The organism is Pseudomonas brassicae, from assembly GCF_010671725.1.
In the GTDB taxonomy this organism is placed as follows: domain Bacteria; phylum Pseudomonadota; class Gammaproteobacteria; order Pseudomonadales; family Pseudomonadaceae; genus Aquipseudomonas; species Aquipseudomonas brassicae.
This window is the reverse complement of record NZ_JAAHBU010000422.1, coordinates 1-17,723: the sequence shown is the minus strand read 5'-3', so window position 1 is coordinate 17,723 and position 17,723 is coordinate 1. Positions and strand designations below refer to the sequence as shown.

The window sequence follows — 17,723 nt, the reverse complement described above, 5'->3', positions numbered from 1 at the left end:
TTTTTATAGCCCATCTCCGCCAGGTAGGGCTCTTTCAGGTTGAATATGTTTTTGGACACGCTCAGGGTCGTAGTGTTGCTGAATTCGAGTGTGATCAGCGTGGTGGGTGCGTTCGGTGGATACGTTTGTGAAAAGATGATCTTGAACGTTCTGGTCTGACTGCAGTGTGCGATCGTTTGAACACGGTAACAGTTGTGCAGGTCTGGTTCTTGTTCGTCAAACTTGAGGTTCACTGACGAGGATAAAATGAAGTTTTTCATCATGTGCGAAGGCGTGCACCCTGAGGCAGCAACTCGTTTTGCACGATGCCGCATGCATAGACTGGCGTTAGCACCACGGTTCAGGCCTCGCGCTAGAGGTTAAGGGGGGAATCTCGATATGACGATATTACCTGTGCCGATACGTCCTGGAGCGTTTCAGGGTTCAATAAATTGAAATTGAGAATTGTTACCATGCGTGTGTGTCGTTGTTGCTTCTGCTGAGGTCGTATTGGTTCTTGCGACGCTTATCCGAGGTGTCTATATTCATCCACAGTTCATCTCACCGAAGACCTGCCCATGCCAGCTTCCTGCCCCTCCACCGTATCCGCCACCGCGCCCGTCGCGGTAGTCGTCGTGTGTGGGTCCCAGCAGCCGGCCATGATCAGCCACTACCCACCACCTGTCAGTAGCCTCGTCGCGTGCGTTGTCGCACCGCCAGGCGTGGTTGTAGTGCTGGGCTGAGCGGCCACTGGCTGCGCCCCCACCACACCTGAACACTACTGAACACGGCCGGCTGCACCGTGCAGCCCGACCGTTCGGCTTACTTGCCCGAATACAGGTGGCATTTCATGGTAGTTATCTCGAAACAAACCGTGGCCTCGGCGGCCACCACCAGCCTGTTCGTGCTGCTCTGGAGCAGCGGCGCGATCGTCTCCAAGCTTGGCCTGGCCCAGGCCACGCCCTTTGCGTTCCTGCTGATGCGCTTTGCGATTGCCTTCGCCGGCCTGGTGCTGCTCGGCCCGTTGCTCAAGCTGCACTGGCCACGTGGGCGTGGGCCGCTGTTGCAGGCGATCGCCACCGGTTGCGTGCTGCTCGGCGCCTACCAGATCTTCTACCTGCTGGCGCTGGACCTGAAGGTGACCCCTGGCATCATGGCCACGGTGATGGGCGTGCAGCCGATCCTCACGGTGGTGCTGATGGAGCGCAAGCGCTCGTTCAGCCGCTTGTTCGGCTTGGGCCTGGGGCTGGTCGGGCTGGTGATGGTGGTGTACCAGGGCATCGGCCTGGGCGGCATCTCGCTGGCAGGCATGCTGTTTGCGCTGCTGGCGCTGGCGAGCATGACCTTCGGCGCGATCATGCAGAAGCGCATTAGCCACAATCCGCTGGGCACCTTGCCGCTGCAGTACCTGGCCGGGCTATTGATGTGTGCGGTGTTTGCACCGTTCCAGCCGCTGGCGATCAACCTCAATGCCACCTTCATGTTGTCGGCGTTGTGGATGGGCCTGGTGGTGTCGCTGCTGGCAACGCTGCTGTTGTACCGGCTGATTGCCAGGGGCAATCTGGTCAATGTCACCAGCCTGTTCTACCTGGTGCCGGCGGTGACGGCAGTGATGGACTACCTGATCTTCGGCAATCGCCTGGCGGCGTTGAGCTTGCTGGGCATGGGCCTGATCGTGGTGGGCTTGCTGTTCGTGTTCCGCAAGCCCGCCGGCAAAACGGTCGAGCCGGTGGATCAGTCGCTGGCCAGTTGAACGCGTTTGGCTGGCTTGAGCACCAGCCACAACGCCAGCGCAATCAGCAGCCCGCCATACAGGTGCGCCAGCGACAACGGCTCGTCCAGCAGCCAGGCGCCCCACAGCACGCCGAAGGCCGGGATCATGAAGGTCACGGTCGAGGACTTGACCGGGCCGATTTCGCTGATCAGGCGGAAATACAGGATGTAGGCGAAGGCGGTGCACACCAGGCCCAGGCCCAGCAGCGACAGCCACACCGACCAGCCACCCCAGCTGGCCGGTGGCTGGGTGAGCACGCTGAAGCCGAACAGCGGCAGCAACAGCAGGGTAGCGCCCATCATGCTGCCCAGCGCCGACAGGCGGCTGTCGAGGCCGCCCTGCTGGTCGAGCCAGCGCCGCGCCAGGTACCCCGAGAAACCGTAGCAGGTGGTCGCCGCCAGGCACGACAGGGCGCCCTGCATCAGCCTGGCGTCGAATGCCACCGGCCCGGCGCCGCTGAGGATGCCGACGCCAAACAGGCCGAGGAAGATACCGCCCAGCTTGGGCAGGGTCATGGCTTCGCGGAAGAACAGCGCGCCGATCAGCACGCCCATCAGCGGGGTGGTGGCGTTGAAGATGGCCGAGTAGCCGGCAGGCAGTACCTGGGCTGCCACCGAGTAGAGCGTGGCAGGGATGCCCGAGTTGATCATGCCCAGCACCAGGCAGGCCTTGAGTTTGCCCTGGAAATCCCAGCGCACGCGCAAGAGGGCGAGGATCACCAGCAGCCCGGCGCAGGCGATCGACACCCTGAAGAAGGCGGTGGGCAAGGGGCCCAGCACCGGCGCGATGATGCGCATGAACAGAAAACTGGCCCCCCACACGGCAGCGAGAATCAACAGGCGGGTGATGGCGATGGGGCTCACGGGGTTCTCCGGGGACGGGGGCAGGGCGCGAGTTTACGGTAAAAGCAGGGCGGGGCTCGCCCGCTTTCTTGCGATGTGAATTCTTGTACGGCCCCTTCGCTGGCAAGCCAGCTCCCACCGATACACCGTTGGCGTGAGAGCGGCGCGGTACCTGTGGGAGCCGGCTTGCCGGCGAAGGGGCCAGCACCGGCTATCGCTGCCTCCGGCGACTGGCTAAGCTCAGGCTTTGAAATTCCCGCAGAGGTCTTACCCATGCCCCAACAATGGCCGGCCGCCGCCATCGCCCGCAGCATCCTCGACGGCTTCGACAATTACCGCGAGCACTTTCGCCAGATCACCGACGGCGCCCGCCAGCGCTTCGAGCAGGCGCAATGGCAGCAGATCCAGACGGCCTCTGCGGCACGTATCAACCTCTACGAGGAAAAGGTCAGCGAAGTCAGCGGCTGGCTGCGTTCAGGCTTCGAGCCCGAGGTGCTGCTGGACGTGGCCTTCTGGCCGCTGGTCAAGAGCGCCTACATCGGCCTGATCGATCCGCGTCTGGACGATGAGCTGTCCGAGACCTGGTACAACTCGATCTTCTGCAGCCTGTTCAGCCATGACCTGATCAGCGACGGCTGCATGTTCATCCACACCACCCGCCCCGCCCTGCGCAGCCACGAGCGGGCGGCGCAGACCCGCACCTACCGGCCCGACGGCGGGCTGGCATCGATGCTCGCGCAGATCTTTGCCGACTACGCGTTCCAGGCGCCCTTTGGCGACCTGCCCGGCGACCTGGCGCGGCTGCAGGCGCAACTGCGCGAAAACCTGCCCGACTGGGTGTGCAAGGACCCGCACCTGCAGGTGGAGCTGTTCTGTTCGGTGCTCTACCGCAACAAGGGCGCCTATCTGGTGGGCCGGCTGTTCACCCAGGACGAACAGTGGCCGCTGGTGATCCCGCTGCTGCACCGCGAAAGCCACGGCATCGAGATCGACGCGCTGATTACCGATGAAGCCGATGTGTCGATCATCTTTTCCTTCACCCGCTCGTACTTCATGGTCGACGTGCCGGTACCGGCCGAGTTCGTCGGCTTTCTCAAGCGCATCCTGCCGGGCAAGCACATTGCCGAGCTGTACACCTCGATCGGTTTCTACAAGCACGGCAAGTCGGAGTTCTACCGCGCGCTGATCAATCACCTGGCCAGCACCGATGACCGCTTCATCATGGCCCCCGGCGTGCGCGGCATGGTCATGAGCGTGTTCACCCTGCCGGGCTTCAACACCGTGTTCAAGATCATCAAGGACCGTTTCTCGCCGTCCAAGAGCGTCGACCGTGCCACGGTGATCGAGAAGTACCGCCTGGTGAAAAGTGTCGAACCGGGTGGGGCGCAGTGGCCGATACCCAGGACGTTCGCCGACTTTCGCTTCCCGCTGAGCAAGTTCGAACCCGAGTGCCTGGCCGAGCTGCTGGAGGTGGCGCCCTCGACCGTGGTGCTGGAGGGCGACACGGTACTGATCCGCCACTGCTGGACGGAGCGGCGCATGACCCCGCTCAACCTGTACCTGGAAAACGCCAACGATGCCCAGGTGCGCGAGGCGCTGGAGGACTACGGGCTGGCGATCAAGCAGTTGGCGGCGGCGAATATCTTTCCAGGCGACATGTTGCTGAAGAACTTCGGCGTGACCCGGCACGGGCGGGTGGTGTTCTACGACTACGACGAGATCTGCTTCCTGACCGAGGCGAACTTTCGCTATATCCCGCCGCCGCGGTTTCCCGAGGACGAGATGGCCAGCGAGCCGTGGTACTCGATCGGGCCGCTGGATGTGTTCCCCGAGGAATTTCCGCCGTTTCTGTTTGCCGACAGGGGGCAGCGGCGCCTGTTCAGCCAGTTGCATGGCGAGTTGTATGACGCCGATTACTGGAAAAGTCTGCAGGCAGCGATTCTGGCGGGGAAGGTGATCGATGTGTTTCCATATCGGCGCAAGGCAAGGGATAGCTGAAGCTCGTCAGGATTTCAGGCACTTGAGCTGGCTGAAATCCTGCCGCACCTTGGCCAGCTTGCCCTGCAGATGCTGGCGTTGTTGCTCGGTGCTCTGCGCCATCAGGTCCACCAGCAAGCGGCGTGCCTCCTGCTCGGTACGCTGGTAGGCCATGCGGTATTCGGGGGTCCACAGTTGTTCGCGGTGTTTGAGCAACTGTTCCAGCCGCGGCTCGAACCCCTCGCTGCGCCGCTGGTCCATGGCTGCACTGAACTGCGCCTGCCAGTGCGCCCGGTTGGCAATCCACTGACGATTCTGTTCCCCCAGCGCCTGCGACCACTGCGCCACCCGCAGCCGCTGTTGCGCGTTGAGTTCGCCCAGCCATGGGGTCAGACGCTTTTCCATGCGCTGCTGACGCTGTTCTATCTGTCGCGCCAGCGGCGTCTTCACGTACTTGGCCTGGCGCTCGCGAATATCGTCGGCAAAGGCCTGGCGCATTTCACTCACCTGATCGTCATCCAGCCCGCGCAGCAGTTGCGCCGCCGAAGGCGTGATCTGATCGGCCACCTGGGCAATGGCCTGCTTGGCTTGTTGGGTGCGCGCCTGCAACTGCTGATCGGTCACCTCATTGCTGGCGACCATCTGCTGAACGCCGTCCAGCCACGTCAGGTAACCGGGCAACTGGGTGCGGCAGTGCCAGGCCAGGTGCTCCTTGAGGCGCTCATCCAGCCAGGTTTTCTGCTGGCGGTTCATGTCCAGGTAATCGCTGAGCGACCAGGGCACCAGCACGTCGAGGTTGCGGTAGGCCAGGTCGATACGGCTGCAGGCAATGCCCGCGCCGCATAGCAGTATCAGCAGTGACAGGTAGGCGAAGTGGCGCAGCCGGGCTGACATGAGCGAGTCCTTGCAGGGTGTCCTTGTGGTTATAGAACAATGCACGCCCTGGCGGTTCCCGCCAATCAGAACAGTGCGCGCTCGGCCTTGAAGGTGAGCATGCCGCTGCAGTGCGGGTCCTGACCGGCCCAGGCCTGGCAGCCGCTGTCGGTCAGGCTCGAGTCGCTGTAGATCAGGTCCAGGTCGATACCCAGCCACGGCCGCGAGAAGGTCAGCGACCAGTCACTGAAGGCCTGCACGCTGTCGTGCTCGCCAAGGGTGAACGGGGTGTTGAGGGCGTAATGGGTGAGCTTGAGGCTGACCCCGAGGTCCAGTGGCCTGAACTGGCCCAGCTCGCTGAACAGGGTACTGGTACGCCGGTTGCGGTCTGTGCCCAGGGCCACGCCGAAACGGTTGCCCTGCAGGTTCAAGCCGGCATACAGCGCCTGGCTGTCGGCGTCGCTGAGGTTGGGGTAGCTGTAGTGGATCACGCCCACTTCGTACCCCAGGGTATGTTGGTAGGGTTGCTTGTAGCCGACATAGGAGTCGAGCTGCAGGTTGCCGGCATTGCTCAGGCCCATGCTCGGCGCCCACTGGCCCAGGTACCAGCCGCTGTCGTGGGCCAGGTCCAGGCCACCGTGAAAGGTGCCCGAGGTGGCAGGCTTGACCAGGCCCTGGGCCATACTGCGCGAGGGTGTGGAACCCAGGCTCAGGTCGAAATCGCCCAGCTCGCGCTTGAGCAATTGAGCGTGTACCGGCAACTGCCACCCCACAACAGCAACCAGCAACCAGGCATATTTGGGCATGCATTGCCCCCAAGAGGCTTGATCCAGAGCTGTCAGAGCATAACGGCCCAGGCGTTTGCGGGGCGACCGTTCATCGGTTTTGCGCGTGATAGGCCGGTTTGCAGCGCTAGCGTGTAGAATGCCAGCCTCGCAACGAGGATTTCCGCAAATGGCTTTAGTTGGGCGTTACAACACTTTACAAGTGGTCAAGCACACGGACTTCGGTCTGTACCTGGACGGCGGGGCAGACGGCGAAATTCTGCTGCCTAACCGGTACATCCCCAAGGACACGCCCACCGAGGTCGAGGACTGGCTGAACGTCTTCATCTACCTCGACAGCGAAGACAAGCTGATCGCCACCACGGAAAAAACCAAATTGCAGGTGGGCGAGTTCGCCAGCCTCAAGGTGGTGGAAATCAACAGCATCGGCATCTTCCTCGACTGGGGCCTGCCCAAGGACCTGCTGATGCCGTACTCCGAAGAGAAGCGCCAGATGAAGGCGGGCGAGTACTGCGTGGTGCATGCCTACCTCGACAAGCGCACCCGTCGCATCACCGCAACTGCGCGCCTGGACCGTTACCTGGACAAGCTGCCGGCCAACTACAGCGTGGGCCAGGAAGTCGACCTGCTGGTGGCCGAAGAAACCCCCATGGGCTTCAAGGCCATCATCAACAACAAGCACTGGGGCCTGATCCACAAGAACGAAGTGTTCAAGTTCCTGCGTTCGGGCAAGCAGGAGAAGGGCTACATCAAGGAGCTGCGCAGCGACGGCAAGATTGCCCTGAGCCTGCAGCCGATCGGCCAGGCCCTGGCCAGCACCCTCAATGACAAGATCCTCGACAAGCTCAAGGCCGCCAACGGCGTGCTGCCGGTCAGCGACAAGAGCGACCCGCAGGTCATCAGCGACCTGTTCGGGGTGAGCAAGGGCAACTTCAAGAAAGCCATCGGCGCCCTGTACAAGGACGGCCGCATCGTGATCCACGCCGACCGGATCGAACTGGCCTGATCAGACCTGCACGAAGGCGGCAAAACTCAGGTTGTCGCCGCCTGGACGCAGGTCCTGCAGCATCGAGTCGCGATCGGCGCTCAGCGCCAGGCTGATGGTCGAGCGGCGCTTGCCTGGCTTGCGCACTTCCATTTTCTCAAGGTGGGCACGCAGGAAGTTGACCGGCACCTTGAGGTGCTGCAACTGGTCGGTTTCGGGGGTGTAGATCAGCAGGTTGACCCAGTCGGCCACGCGCTTGGGCAGCACCAGCTTTACCGGCACATCGAACCACCACAGGCTGCGCTTGGTATCGAGCACGGCGAACAGGGTGTTGTCGCTGTTGAGCACCGGGCGTTCCAGCGCCTGATTGCGACGGGCGATGGCGGTGGGTTTGTCGAGTTTCATGCAGGTTCCTACGGGTGACGCTTGAAAGGTCGACCATTGTGCTGGGATTGCGCTGAAAACTAAAGCAGGGCCTGTCAGGGCCCTTTGCTGACAAACCAGCCCCACAGGTAGCGCGCCGCCCTTGCGGTGGGTCAAAGCCCTGTGGGAGCTGGCGTGCCAGCGAAGGCGCGCACAGCGCTCACGCTGTATCAGCGCACCAATGGCTTGCTCAGCTCGGAGGTCGCACCGTCGCTGCGGGTGACGGTCGCCGTGAAGGCATGCAAGCCATCGCTCTGCGTCACGGCATACTCGAATTGCCCTTGACCCTTGTCATCCGTCGCCACCTGAACCTCGCCAAGGTACTGCTCGGCCTCGCTTGCGCTTGCCTGCGCATTGCCGAACACCTCCACCCGCAGCCGGCTGCGTGGCTCCCCCTTTACCTGACCGAGCAGACGCTCGCCCTTCAACGCCATCAGCACAGGTGCTGCCTGGTTATGGTTGGGCAATGGCTGGCAGCCTTGAGTCGGGGCTTTTTCAGCACAGATGATCGCACGGTTGTTCGCCGACGGGTCCACACCAATCCCGCGTGACCCTACATACACCGCATGTTCCAGTGCCGGCACGCCGAACACGATTGCCCCCGTGCGCTGCTCGCGCACGCACGAGCCGCCGGCCTGGCAGCGGCGGATATCCTGGCTGTTGTGCCAGATCCGGTTGGCGCTGAGGCGGTTGCTGGTGGAAGTCGGCTCAGGGCGCAACGCGACGCCGATACGATTGCCGTGGATCAGGTTGCCGTCGAGGATATTGCCTTCGCCGCTGACGCTCACGCCGATGGAGTTGCCGGTAAAGGTGTTGGCACCCAGGTAGTTGCGCTGGCCCCAGTTGATCTGCAGGCCGTCGGAGTAATCCTCGAAGCGGTTGCGCACCACGCTGTTATCGTTGCCCCACAGGATCTCGATGCCCTGGGACGGCTCGGCATTGGCCTGGGTGGAGCGGAACAGGTTGTCGGCCACCAGGTTGAAGGCCGCCCCGCGGGTCAGCTCCAGGCCATCGCCGTTGTCCACCAGTTGGTTGCGCAGCACCTTGTTGTTGACCGTGGTGGTGGCCGTGGAATTGCCCTGGCCATCGTCGCCGGTGAGCATGATGCCGGCGCCGCCCTTGTTGGCCGTGATGCGGTTGTCCTGGATGACGTTGTGGCTGGCACGGTTGATCAGGATGCCGATGCAGAAGTTGCGCACCTCGAGGCCGGAAATCTGCACGCCCTGTGTGTCACGCAGTACCAGCCCCGGGCCGGTGGTGGTGCGCACGTTGGTGCCGAACTGGCCGGGCAGCGCACCCGGGCAGGCCTGGGTGCCGTCGCCGAGGATATAGCCCGAGCCGTCGATGGCGATGTACTCGCCGCTGTGTTTCCAGGCGCTGCCTTCGATGCTTACCGGGCCGAGGATCGCCGGCAGGGCCGAAGCGGGCTTGATCACGTAGGGTGGCTGGCCCACCGGGCGGATTTCGATCCGGTATTGGCCCGGCGACTGGTTGTTGCGTTCGATGGCCCAGCGCAGGCTGCCGGCCTGGCTGTCGTCGGCATAGCGATCGACGACCAGCGTGGTCAGTGCCGGGGGCTGTTCGGCAAGGGCCGCGTGCAGGGGCAGGGTGGGTACGGACAGCAGCAGGGCTGCAATCAAGGAAGATGTACGCATGGCTAAGGCTACCGCAAGGTCTGTTGTTTTTATGGCGCCTGAAGAGCAGGTCGCTGGCGCCCGATTCTAAGGAAAGCGGCCTGGCGCCGGCGCTGCCCTGGCACGAATGGGGGCGATATTCGCCCGCTGTTTACCCGTCTGAGCCAAAAATACCTCGAAAAATAATTGAAACTCTCGCAGAAGCGGGCGTGTCCATTGACTGTCGACACTGACAGCTAATCATTCCCCCTTCAGGAGAAATCCCATGAGTGGCACCAAAGACAAAGTGAAAGGCTTGGCCAACGAAGCGGTCGGTAATATCAAGCAAGGCGTTGGCAAAGTGACCGATAACGACAAGCTGCGCGCAGAAGGCAAGGCGCAGGAGCTCAAGGGCGAAGCCCAGCAAGTGGCCGGCAAGGTCAAGGATGCCGTGAAGAAGCCTTGACCGGCACTGCCGGTAGCCGACAGCGGCCATCTTCGGGTGGCCGTTTTGCTATCTGCAATAATCAGTCGCAACCTCGCGTTCAGGGTCTATTAGACTACCGTGAGGTAAAAACACCCTCAGCTCTGGACGACTGCCCATGACAGTCGAGCGGCGAAAGGAGACGCTATGATATTCCCCGACTTGCGCGGCTTGCCACTGCACCGTGTGCTGGTGCGCACCGTGAGCGAATTTCTCGATGACGAGATGTCCACCTATGCGTCGGCGCTGGCGTACCAGATGCTGTTTTCGCTGTTCCCGTTTCTGCTGTTTCTGATTGCCCTGATCGGTTTTCTGCACCTGCCGGATTTTTTCTCCTGGCTGCGCCTGCAGTCGGAACTGGTGCTGCCGCCACAGGCGCTGGAGCAGGTCAATCCGGTGATCGACCAGTTGCAGCAGTCCAAGGGCGGGCTGCTCTCGGTGGGTATCGTGATCGCGCTGTGGACCGCCTCGGCCGGTGTGCGCCTGATGATGAGCGCCATGAACGCGGCCTACGACGTGGTCGAAGGGCGCGGTGTGGAAGCGTATCCCGTTGTCGGTGATCTACACCGTCGGCATTGCCGGCATGCTGCTGGCCGCCGCCGCGCTGATGGTGCTGGGGCCGCAGGTAATGGAGTGGATCGCCTCGCAGATCGGCATGCAGGAGTTCATCGTCACGCTGTGGACCATCCTGCGCTGGCCGGCCATCATCGTGCTGATGATGGTGGCCGTGGCACTTATCTATTACGTGATGCCCGACGTGGAGCAGGAGTTTCGCTTCATCACCCCGGGCTCGGTACTGGCGGTGGTGGTGTGGATCATCGCGTCGCTGGGGTTTGGCTACTATGTGAAGACCTTTGCCGACTACAACGCGATGTACGGCAGCATCGGGGCCATCATCGTGCTGTTGCTGTACTTCTATATCTCTGCCGCCGTGCTGTTGCTGGGGGCGGAAATGAATGCGGTGATCGAGCACATGTCGGCCGAAGGCAAGGACCCAGGTGAAAAGCAAATGCCTGATACCGAGACGCAGGAACATGATAAAAGGCATGTGTCCGGGCTGGGGCGCGACCACTCCCTCAAGCCTGATGCCGAACCTGAACCCCTGAGTCGAGCCCCGCATGATTCGTGACATCCTCAAGATGGGCGACGAGCGCCTGTTGCGCTTTGCCCCGCCGGTACCGGCCCACCTGTTCGGTAGCGCAGAGCTCGAGCAACTGATCGCCGACATGTTCGAGACCATGGCGCATGTGGGCGGGGTTGGCCTGGCTGCGCCGCAGATCGGTGTCGACCTGCAACTGGTGATCTTCGGCTTCGAGCGCAGCGAGCGCTACCCGGACGCCGAGCCAGTGCCGCAGACCATCCTGCTCAACCCGATCATCACACCGCTGGGCACCGAGCTGGAGGAGGGCTGGGAAGGTTGCCTGTCGGTGCCCGGCCTGCGCGGTGTGGTCAGCCGTTACCGGCATATCCGCTACAGCGGGCTCGACCCGCACGGGCGTCCGATCGAACGTGACGCCGAGGGCTTCCACGCGCGGGTGGTGCAGCATGAGTGCGATCACCTGATCGGCCGCCTGTACCCCTCGCGTATTCACGACTTCAGCAAGTTCGGTTACACCGAGGTGCTGTTCCCCGGGCTGGACCCGGCCAGCGACGACTGACACCGTGCCAGGGCAATCAACGGCTTGCTGCGCTGGTAGCGCGCCAGCCGTTCGTTGAGCAGCAACGGCATGCCAAGCGCCAACTCGAACCCCAGGGGTTGATAGAACGCCAGCAGCTGCGGATGGCAGAACAGCCAGACCGTGCCTGCCTTGGCGCAGGTGGCCTGGTCGATCAGCTGGCGTGCGACCTGGCGGCCACGCCAGCTGGGGGCGACCAGCAATCCGGTCAACCAGAACCCGTCGCTGACCGGGCTCAGGTTCAACGCCGCGATAATTTCGCCCGCTCGGGCCACCCAGGCTTCGCCCTTGGCGCTGGCGCGCATGGCCGAGCCTTCGCCGCGATAGAATTTGTTCAACAAGGGGCGTTCGGGCGCGCTTAGCAGGGCGTAGCGTATTTCGTTCACGGTGGGTTCCGGCAGGGGCTCTGGCACGGGCTTTTACAGGCTGGGCAGGCGGCTGTCGAGTGTATTTCGGGGGGCGCATTATTACCGACACGGTAACAGTGAATGTCCGGCGTGGCGCTTCAACAGCTGTTTCAACCTTATAGACTGGCGTTATCCCCAGTCACTTGAAGTGTAACGGGATCGGTACTTCGTGTTATGTCCACTCGTTGATATGACAACTTCTCCGCGCCACCTCGGCTGATGAAGTCAAACACTGCGTTTGATTGCCTTGCAGGCCCATTATCATGAAAACCCTACTTGCACTTGTTCTGGTCGGTGTGTCTTCTTTTACACTGGCTGATGATGTAAAGACTGCGGCTGCCCAGCCGGTACTGGAACAGTACGATTACTCGACCAACCTGGACATTGCCAAGGTCATCAGCCTGTCGACCCTGCCCAATGTGTGCGAAGTGGTCCCGGCTACCATGACCTACGAAGACCATCAGGGGCAGCGCCACATCATTGAATACCGCGCCATGGGCGATGGTTGCAGCCAGGGCTGAGGACGCGGCGCCGGGTCATTTCTGCTCGCGTTCCAGCAGTGCCTTCTTGCGTTCGACCCCCCAGCGGTACCCCGACAGGTTGCCGTCACTGCGTACCACCCGATGACAGGGAATGGCCACCGCAAGGCTGTTGGCGGCACAGGCCTGGGCGACAGCCCTGACCGCCTTGGGCGCGCCAATGCGCTGGGCGATGTCGGCGTAGCTGGCGGTGCTGCCAGCTGGGATGGCGCGTAGAGCCTGCCACACCCGCTCCTGGAACGCGGTGCCGCGCAGGTCCAGCGGCAGGTCGAGCCCCAGGGCCGGAGCCTCGATAAACCCCAGCACGCTTGCCACCAACTGCTCGAACCCCGCATCGGCACCGATCAGCTCGGCCTTGGGGATTTGTCCTGCAGGTCGTGCAACAGCACCTCGGCGTCGTCGCCCAGCAGGATCGCACAGACCCCGCGTTCGCTTTGCGCCACCAGGATCGCCCCGAGCGAGCACTGGGCAATGGCGAAGCGAATGCGTGCGTTGGTGCCTCCAGCTCGATACGCCCCTGGCGTCATCCCCAGCAGCGCGGTGCTGGTTTCATAGAAGCGGCTGTTGGAGGTGTAGCCCGCCTCGTAGACGGCATCGGTAATCGAGCCGGCGCGGGTGAGCTGGCTGCGCACCTTGCGGGCCCGATGTGCGCCGGCGTAGGCCTTGGGGGTGAGGCCGGTGGCGGCCTTGAACACCCGGTGGAAGTGATACGGGCTCATGCTGACATGGGCCGCCAACTGCTTGAGGTTGGGCTCGAACTCGGCCTGCTCGATCAATTGGCAGGCCCGCGTAACCTGGGCGGTATGCTGCTCGGCCACTTGACGTGGGTCGGCGGCACGTCGGCGGCTGGGTCGGTAGCCGGCGGCTTCGGCCTGTTCGGCGGTTTCGAAGAACTCGACGTTTTCGATGCGCGGCAAGCGCGAGGGGCTGGAGGGCCGGCAGTACACACCGGTGGTGCGTACACCATAGACGAAGTACGGGTCGGCGGCCGGGTCGCGGGCCAGCAGCGCTTGCCAGCGTGGGTCGGTGGCGCTGATCACGGGTGTGCGGCTCATGGGCGGTCGCTCGTGGCGGGTGGTCGATGGGCATCAGCTTACGCAGCATGCGGTGCGCTGGCACTCCGGGTCTTGCGGTCGAATTCGAGCGCGCCTCAGCGTGTGCTCGGCACGCGCCACAGGTACCAGGCGGCTACCGTACGGTACGGGCTCCACGGCGCACTCAGCTCCAGCATATGCTTGCGCGTGGGTTGCGCGGGCAGGTCGAACAGGCGACGGTAGCCTTCACGCACGCCAAAGTCATCCGCGGGCAGGATATCCATGTGTTCCAGGGTATAGATCAGCAGCATTTCCACGGTCCAGCGGCCGACCCCCGGCAGTTGCGTGAGGCGCCTGATCAGTTCGGCTTCGCCCAGTGCGCGGGCCTGCTCATGGTCGGGCACCAGGCCGTCCCGGCGCGCCTGGGCGATCGCCTGAATCGTCGCCAGCTTGCGCGCTGAGAAGCCGCAGGCGCGCAGTTGCTCCGGGGTGCTGGCCAGCAGTTGCTCGGGGCTGGGGAAGTCGGTGTCGGGGTACAGTGCCAGGAAGCGGCGCAGAATCGCCTCGGCGGCCTTGGCGTGCAGTTGCTGGTAGGCAATCGCACGCACCAGGGCCTGGTAAGGGGTCGCGGGTGGGCAGGGGCTGGTGCAGGCACGGGCCGGTGCGCTCGATATGCTCGGCCCAGCGCGGGTCGAGGGCGCGCAGGTGGGCGCAGGCCTGGGTATAGAACAGCGGGTTCATGCAAGTTTCCGTCGGTGAGGTGTCAGGTTCAGTGTAGGCAAACGGGCCGGGGGCTCACGCTGTAGGCGCCGGCCTTGCCGGCGAAGGGGGCAGCGCGACCAACCGCTCCAATGCCAGCTTCAGTTCAGCCCGGCTGCGCGCAGCCGACAAGCTGATGCGCACCGCCGGCACATCACCCTGTTTGACCGCGAACACCTCGGCGGGCACTACCGCCACCCCGGCATCGCGGCACGTGGCGGCTTGCACGCCGTTGACCCAGATGTGCGGCGAGGGCGTGTCACCCGCTACCGCAGCACCCAGCATGCGCTTTGCCATGCGCCAGCGCTGCAGCACTTCGTCACGTTGCCAGGCCAACCGCCGTGCAGCCGTACCGTCATCGATCCACCGACAGGCGATCTCCAGATCCAGCGGCGACACCGGCCAGTGCGTGGCCTGGGCGTGCGGGTCGATGCGTTCCAGCAACGCCGCAGTGCCGACGATCCACCCCAGGCGCAATCCGGCCGCCACGCTTTTCGACAGGCTGCTGACCAGTACACCGCACTCGATGCCCTGGCTCAGCAGCGCAGGGCTATCGGTGAGTGCACCGTAGACATCATCTTCGATCAGGGTCAGTGCGTTGCGCTTGATCACCGCCGCAATGGCCGCTTGCCGTGCCGCGCCCATGCAGGCGCCGGTGGGGTTCTGCAGGGTAGGGGTCACTACCACCACGCGTGCGCCCGTGGCCCGCGCGACCCGGTCCAGGTCATCGGGAAGAATGCCCTGGTCGTCCATCGCTACCCCATGCAAGGGCAGGCGCAACTGGCGACACGCCGCCTTGATGCCCGGCGCCGTCAGCGCTTCGACCAGCACCCCGTCCCCCGGCTGGCACAGCGACAGCAACACATTGAACACACCCTGCTGCGCGCCGCCGCACAGCAGCACGTGCTGTGCAGTCAACTGCAGGCCGCGCCGGCCGAGCCAGGCGGCGCCGTGCACACGGCCCCTCAACAGCTGCTCGGCACTCAGGTAACGCTCAAGCGAGGGGGGAGCGCCATGCTCCAGCAACTGGCGCAATGTGATGGCCAGGTCCGGGTTTGTGTCATCGGCCGCGGGCACGTTGGTGGACAGGTCGACCTGTGCCGGCTGCGGGCCGGGGTGCTTGAGGCGAAACAGTGTCGCCTCCTTGCTGCCGGCCAGCACATAGGTGCCGCGGCCCACTTCGCCTGCCACCAGGTGCCGGGCTGCCGCCTCCCGGTAGGCCTGCTGGGTGGTGCTGGGGTTCAGGCCCAGGTTCCAGGCCAGGCGTCGTTGAGGGGGCAGGCGCTCGCCCACTTTCAGTTCGCCGTTTTCGATTGCCCGCGCAATCGCGTCCACCAGCGCCAGGTAGCGGGGCAGAGCACTGTTATCGGCGAGGGTCGGTGTCCACATTTATTGTTGCCCATGCAATATAAGGTTTCACCCATACAATGCGGCGCGGCTAGCATCAGGTCAAACCCCTTGGCCGTTGAGGTGATTCATGTTCGATCTGCCTGCCCTGCGTGAAGCTGCCCGCCTGGTGCACGCCAGTATTCCCGCCACCCCGCAATACGCCTGGCCGCGCCTGGCCGAACGGGTGGGTTGCGAGGTATGGGTCAAGCACGAAAACCATGCGCCCACGGGGGCGTTCAAGGTACGCGGCGGCCTGCTGTATGTGCAGGCATTGCTGGAGCGCTCGCCGGGGGTGCGCGGCCTGGTCACCGCCACCCGTGGCAACCATGGGCAGAGCCTGGCGCTGGCTGCGCGCAATGCCGGGGTGCCGATCATCATCGTGGTGCCCGAGGGCAACTCGCTGGAGAAGAACGCCGCCATGCGTGCACTGGGTGCGCAACTGGTGGAGCACGGCGCCGATTTCGACCTGGCCCGCGCCGAGGCGGCGCGCCTGGCGCAGGTGCAGGGTTATGAGAGCGTACCGCCCTTTCACCCCGACCTGATTCGCGGCGTGGCCACCTACGCGCTTGAACTGTTCGACGCAGTGGCGGCACTGGATTGCGTGTACGTGCCGATCGGCATGGGGTCGGGCATCTGCGGCCTGATCCAGGCCCGTGACCTGCTGGGGCTGCACACCGAGATCGTCGGCGTGGTGTCTACCGAGGCCGACGCCTTTGCCCAGAGTGTCGAGCAGGGCCGCATCGTCACCACCGCCACAGCCAACACCTTTGCCGACGGCATGGCCTGCCGCATGCCGCTGCCGGAAGCGTTCGAGATCATCCGCCAGGGCGCGCGCGGGTGGTGCGGGTCAGTGATGCCGAAATCGCCAGCGCCATGCGTATGTTCCACGAAGACACCCACAACACCGCCGAAGGCGCCGGTGCTGCGGGGCTGGCCGCACTGATGCAGGAGCGTGAGCGGCAACAGGGGCGCAAGGTGGCGGTGATTCTCAGTGGCGCCAATATCGATCGGGAACGCTATGCGCAGGTGTTGGCCGGTTGCTGAAAAGCCTTGAATGACTCAGTTTTCACGCCAGTTCTGTGAGTGCACTGCTTGAAGCATTTCGCCTGGCACTGCAAGACTACCTGGCCGATTGTGCAGAGCAGGGCATTGCCCCCGAGAAACCAGCATCAGGAAAAGTGATGCTGCGTATCCGGCCAGAGGTTCATGCGGCTGCCAGCATCGCTGCGCAGTCTGCTGGCAAACGCCTGAATCAGTGGGCCGAAGCACTGTTCGAACGCGCCGCGCGGGCGTGACCAGGGCAATTTCTTCCAATACACCTCACCCCGATCGGGTTTTAATGGCGCCTGCCTTTCATAGCCGGTAGCAAGTGTTCATGCCTTTTTCCAACGGATTTCTCCTCAGCCTGTCGTTGTGCCTGGACATCGGCGTGGCCAACATCGCGATGATCACCCTGGCCATGCAGCGCGGCTTCTGGCAGGGCTTCTGGCTGGGGCTGGGGACCTGTGTCGGCGACCTGGTGTATGCGGTGGCAGCGTTGCTGGGCATGACCGTGCTGCTGCAGTTCAGCAGCGTGCGCTGGGTGCTGTGGGTCGGTGGCTCGGCACTGCTGGTGTGGTTTGCGCTAAAGATGCTGCTGGCCGCCTGGCGCGGCACGGGGCACATGGACACCAACGTGCCGGTGGTACGCGAATCGCCCTGGCGCGAGTTTCTGCGCGGGATCTTCCTGGCCATGTCCTCGCCCAGTGCAATCCTCTGGTTTGCCGCGGTGGGCGGTGTGCTGATCTCGCGCTCCGGGGGCGGCAGCCTGATCGAAGCCGGCCTGTTCCTGAGTGGCTTCTTCCTGGCCGGGCTGTTCTGGTGCGCCTCCCTGTGCACCCTGGCCAGCCACGGCGGGCGCCTGCTCGGTGACCGCCTGCTGACCTGGTCGTACCTGGCCTCGGCTGCGATCTTCTGCTACTTCGCGGTGTACGTGATCCTGTCCGGCTACCGCGAGTTCATCCTTGCCGGGCCAACGCCGGCAGCCGGTCTATAATCAGTCAGTCACCGGCAAGCAGGTGTCGCGCTCAGCGGAGGGCCTGTCATGAAAGGTCTGGATGCGAAAAAATCGGTCAAGAAGAAACCCGCCAAATCCGCCAAGGAAAAACGCACGGCCAAACGTTCCAAAGGCGAGACGGGCGGGTT

General features: G+C 63.6%; 16 protein-coding genes and 4 pseudogenes. 10 read left to right on the top strand and 10 right to left on the bottom strand.

The window, feature by feature from the left end; all coding sequences use genetic code 11:
- The coding region (locus tag G3436_RS27995; protein ID WP_243667275.1) for a hypothetical protein at positions 1–314 on the bottom strand (314 nt) is incomplete at its 3' end.
- Positions 315–829: 515 nt separating this feature from the next.
- Between G3436_RS27995 and G3436_RS23380 the strand changes: the two genes are divergently transcribed.
- Positions 830–1,732, top strand: coding sequence for a DMT family transporter (locus G3436_RS23380; protein ID WP_163950040.1), 903 nt, complete (start codon positions 830–832; stop codon positions 1,730–1,732).
- Here the strand turns inward: G3436_RS23380 and G3436_RS23375 are convergent.
- Positions 1,714–2,616, bottom strand: coding sequence for an EamA family transporter (locus tag G3436_RS23375; protein ID WP_163950038.1), 903 nt, complete (start codon positions 2,614–2,616; stop codon positions 1,714–1,716). The two genes, G3436_RS23380 and G3436_RS23375, sit on opposite strands and share 19 nt — an antisense overlap.
- Before the next feature lie 252 nt (positions 2,617–2,868).
- Between G3436_RS23375 and aceK the strand changes: the two genes are divergently transcribed.
- Positions 2,869–4,593 carry a bifunctional isocitrate dehydrogenase kinase/phosphatase gene (gene aceK, locus G3436_RS23370; RefSeq protein ID WP_163950035.1) on the top strand — a complete coding sequence of 575 codons (1,725 nt, stop codon included), beginning with the start codon at positions 2,869–2,871 and terminating at the stop codon, positions 4,591–4,593.
- A 6-nt stretch (positions 4,594–4,599) separates the two neighbouring features.
- Here aceK and G3436_RS23365 read toward each other — a convergent pair whose 3' ends face one another.
- Together G3436_RS23365 and G3436_RS23360 are read right to left on the bottom strand one after the other, a co-directional pair.
- Positions 4,600–5,466 carry a DUF6279 family lipoprotein gene (locus G3436_RS23365; protein ID WP_163950032.1) on the bottom strand — a complete coding sequence of 289 codons (867 nt, stop codon included), beginning with the start codon at positions 5,464–5,466 and terminating at the stop codon, positions 4,600–4,602.
- Positions 5,467–5,531: 65 nt separating this feature from the next.
- On the bottom strand, positions 5,532–6,251 hold the full coding sequence (locus tag G3436_RS23360; protein ID WP_163950030.1) for a TorF family putative porin: 720 nt from the start codon (positions 6,249–6,251) through the stop codon (positions 5,532–5,534).
- A gap of 148 nt (positions 6,252–6,399) precedes the next feature.
- Here G3436_RS23360 and G3436_RS23355 point away from each other — a divergent pair, with 148 nt between their 5' ends.
- Positions 6,400–7,236: a CvfB family protein gene (locus tag G3436_RS23355; protein ID WP_163950027.1), complete on the top strand. Its 837-nt coding sequence runs from the start codon at positions 6,400–6,402 to the stop codon at positions 7,234–7,236.
- Here the strand turns inward: G3436_RS23355 and G3436_RS23350 are convergent, their stop codons facing one another.
- Both G3436_RS23350 and G3436_RS23345 read right to left on the bottom strand, forming a co-directional pair.
- Entirely contained in the window at positions 7,237–7,620 is a 384-nt protein-coding gene (locus G3436_RS23350) for a hypothetical protein (protein ID WP_163950024.1), read from the bottom strand. It lies immediately after the preceding gene.
- Between the two features lie 188 nt (positions 7,621–7,808).
- On the bottom strand, positions 7,809–9,293 hold the full coding sequence (locus G3436_RS23345) for a right-handed parallel beta-helix repeat-containing protein (protein WP_163950020.1): 1,485 nt from the start codon (positions 9,291–9,293) through the stop codon (positions 7,809–7,811).
- A 244-nt stretch (positions 9,294–9,537) separates the two neighbouring features.
- On the opposite strand from G3436_RS23345, the gene G3436_RS23340 reads away from it, so the two are divergent.
- The 3 genes and pseudogenes from G3436_RS23340 to def all read left to right on the top strand — a co-directional run bounded on the left by G3436_RS23340 (position 9,538) and on the right by def (position 11,393).
- Positions 9,538–9,717 (top strand): CsbD family protein, encoded by a 180-nt coding sequence (locus G3436_RS23340; protein ID WP_163950016.1) that lies wholly within the window; start codon positions 9,538–9,540, stop codon positions 9,715–9,717.
- Positions 9,718–9,882: 165 nt separating this feature from the next.
- Positions 9,883–10,864 (top strand): annotated as a pseudogene (locus tag G3436_RS23335) (YihY/virulence factor BrkB family protein).
- Complete coding sequence (gene def / locus G3436_RS23330) at positions 10,854–11,393, top strand: peptide deformylase (protein WP_163950013.1); 540 nt, start codon at positions 10,854–10,856, stop codon at positions 11,391–11,393. Before G3436_RS23335 ends, def begins: the two are co-directional and overlap by 11 nt.
- Here def and G3436_RS23325 read toward each other — a convergent pair.
- A complete protein-coding gene (locus G3436_RS23325; RefSeq protein ID WP_163950010.1) occupies positions 11,345–11,797 on the bottom strand; it encodes a GNAT family N-acetyltransferase in 453 nt (150 codons plus the stop codon). The genes def and G3436_RS23325 overlap by 49 nt on opposite strands.
- A gap of 284 nt (positions 11,798–12,081) precedes the next feature.
- Here G3436_RS23325 and G3436_RS23320 point away from each other — a divergent pair, with 284 nt between their 5' ends.
- Complete coding sequence (locus G3436_RS23320; RefSeq protein WP_163950008.1) at positions 12,082–12,339, top strand: DUF2790 domain-containing protein; 258 nt, start codon at positions 12,082–12,084, stop codon at positions 12,337–12,339.
- A 15-nt stretch (positions 12,340–12,354) separates the two neighbouring features.
- On the opposite strand, the pseudogene ada reads toward G3436_RS23320, so the two are convergent.
- The 3 genes and pseudogenes from ada to G3436_RS23305 form a co-directional block, all read right to left on the bottom strand.
- Positions 12,355–13,412, bottom strand: a pseudogene (gene ada, locus G3436_RS23315) (bifunctional DNA-binding transcriptional regulator/O6-methylguanine-DNA methyltransferase Ada).
- Positions 13,413–13,507: 95 nt separating this feature from the next.
- A pseudogene (locus G3436_RS23310) lies at positions 13,508–14,132 on the bottom strand (DNA-3-methyladenine glycosylase family protein).
- A 54-nt stretch (positions 14,133–14,186) separates the two neighbouring features.
- Positions 14,187–15,539, bottom strand: coding sequence for an aminotransferase-like domain-containing protein (locus G3436_RS23305; RefSeq protein WP_163950002.1), 1,353 nt, complete (start codon positions 15,537–15,539; stop codon positions 14,187–14,189).
- Between the two features lie 88 nt (positions 15,540–15,627).
- Here G3436_RS23305 and G3436_RS23300 point away from each other — a divergent pair.
- The 3 genes and pseudogenes from G3436_RS23300 (at position 15,628) to G3436_RS23290 (ending at position 17,574) form a co-directional block, all read left to right on the top strand.
- Positions 15,628–16,583, top strand: a pseudogene (locus G3436_RS23300) (threonine dehydratase).
- A 35-nt stretch (positions 16,584–16,618) separates the two neighbouring features.
- On the top strand, positions 16,619–16,834 hold the full coding sequence (locus tag G3436_RS23295) for a toxin-antitoxin system HicB family antitoxin (RefSeq protein WP_338001309.1): 216 nt from the start codon (positions 16,619–16,621) through the stop codon (positions 16,832–16,834).
- Between the two features lie 80 nt (positions 16,835–16,914).
- Complete coding sequence (locus G3436_RS23290; RefSeq protein WP_163949999.1) at positions 16,915–17,574, top strand: LysE family translocator; 660 nt, start codon at positions 16,915–16,917, stop codon at positions 17,572–17,574.
- Positions 17,575–17,723 lie beyond the last annotated feature (149 nt).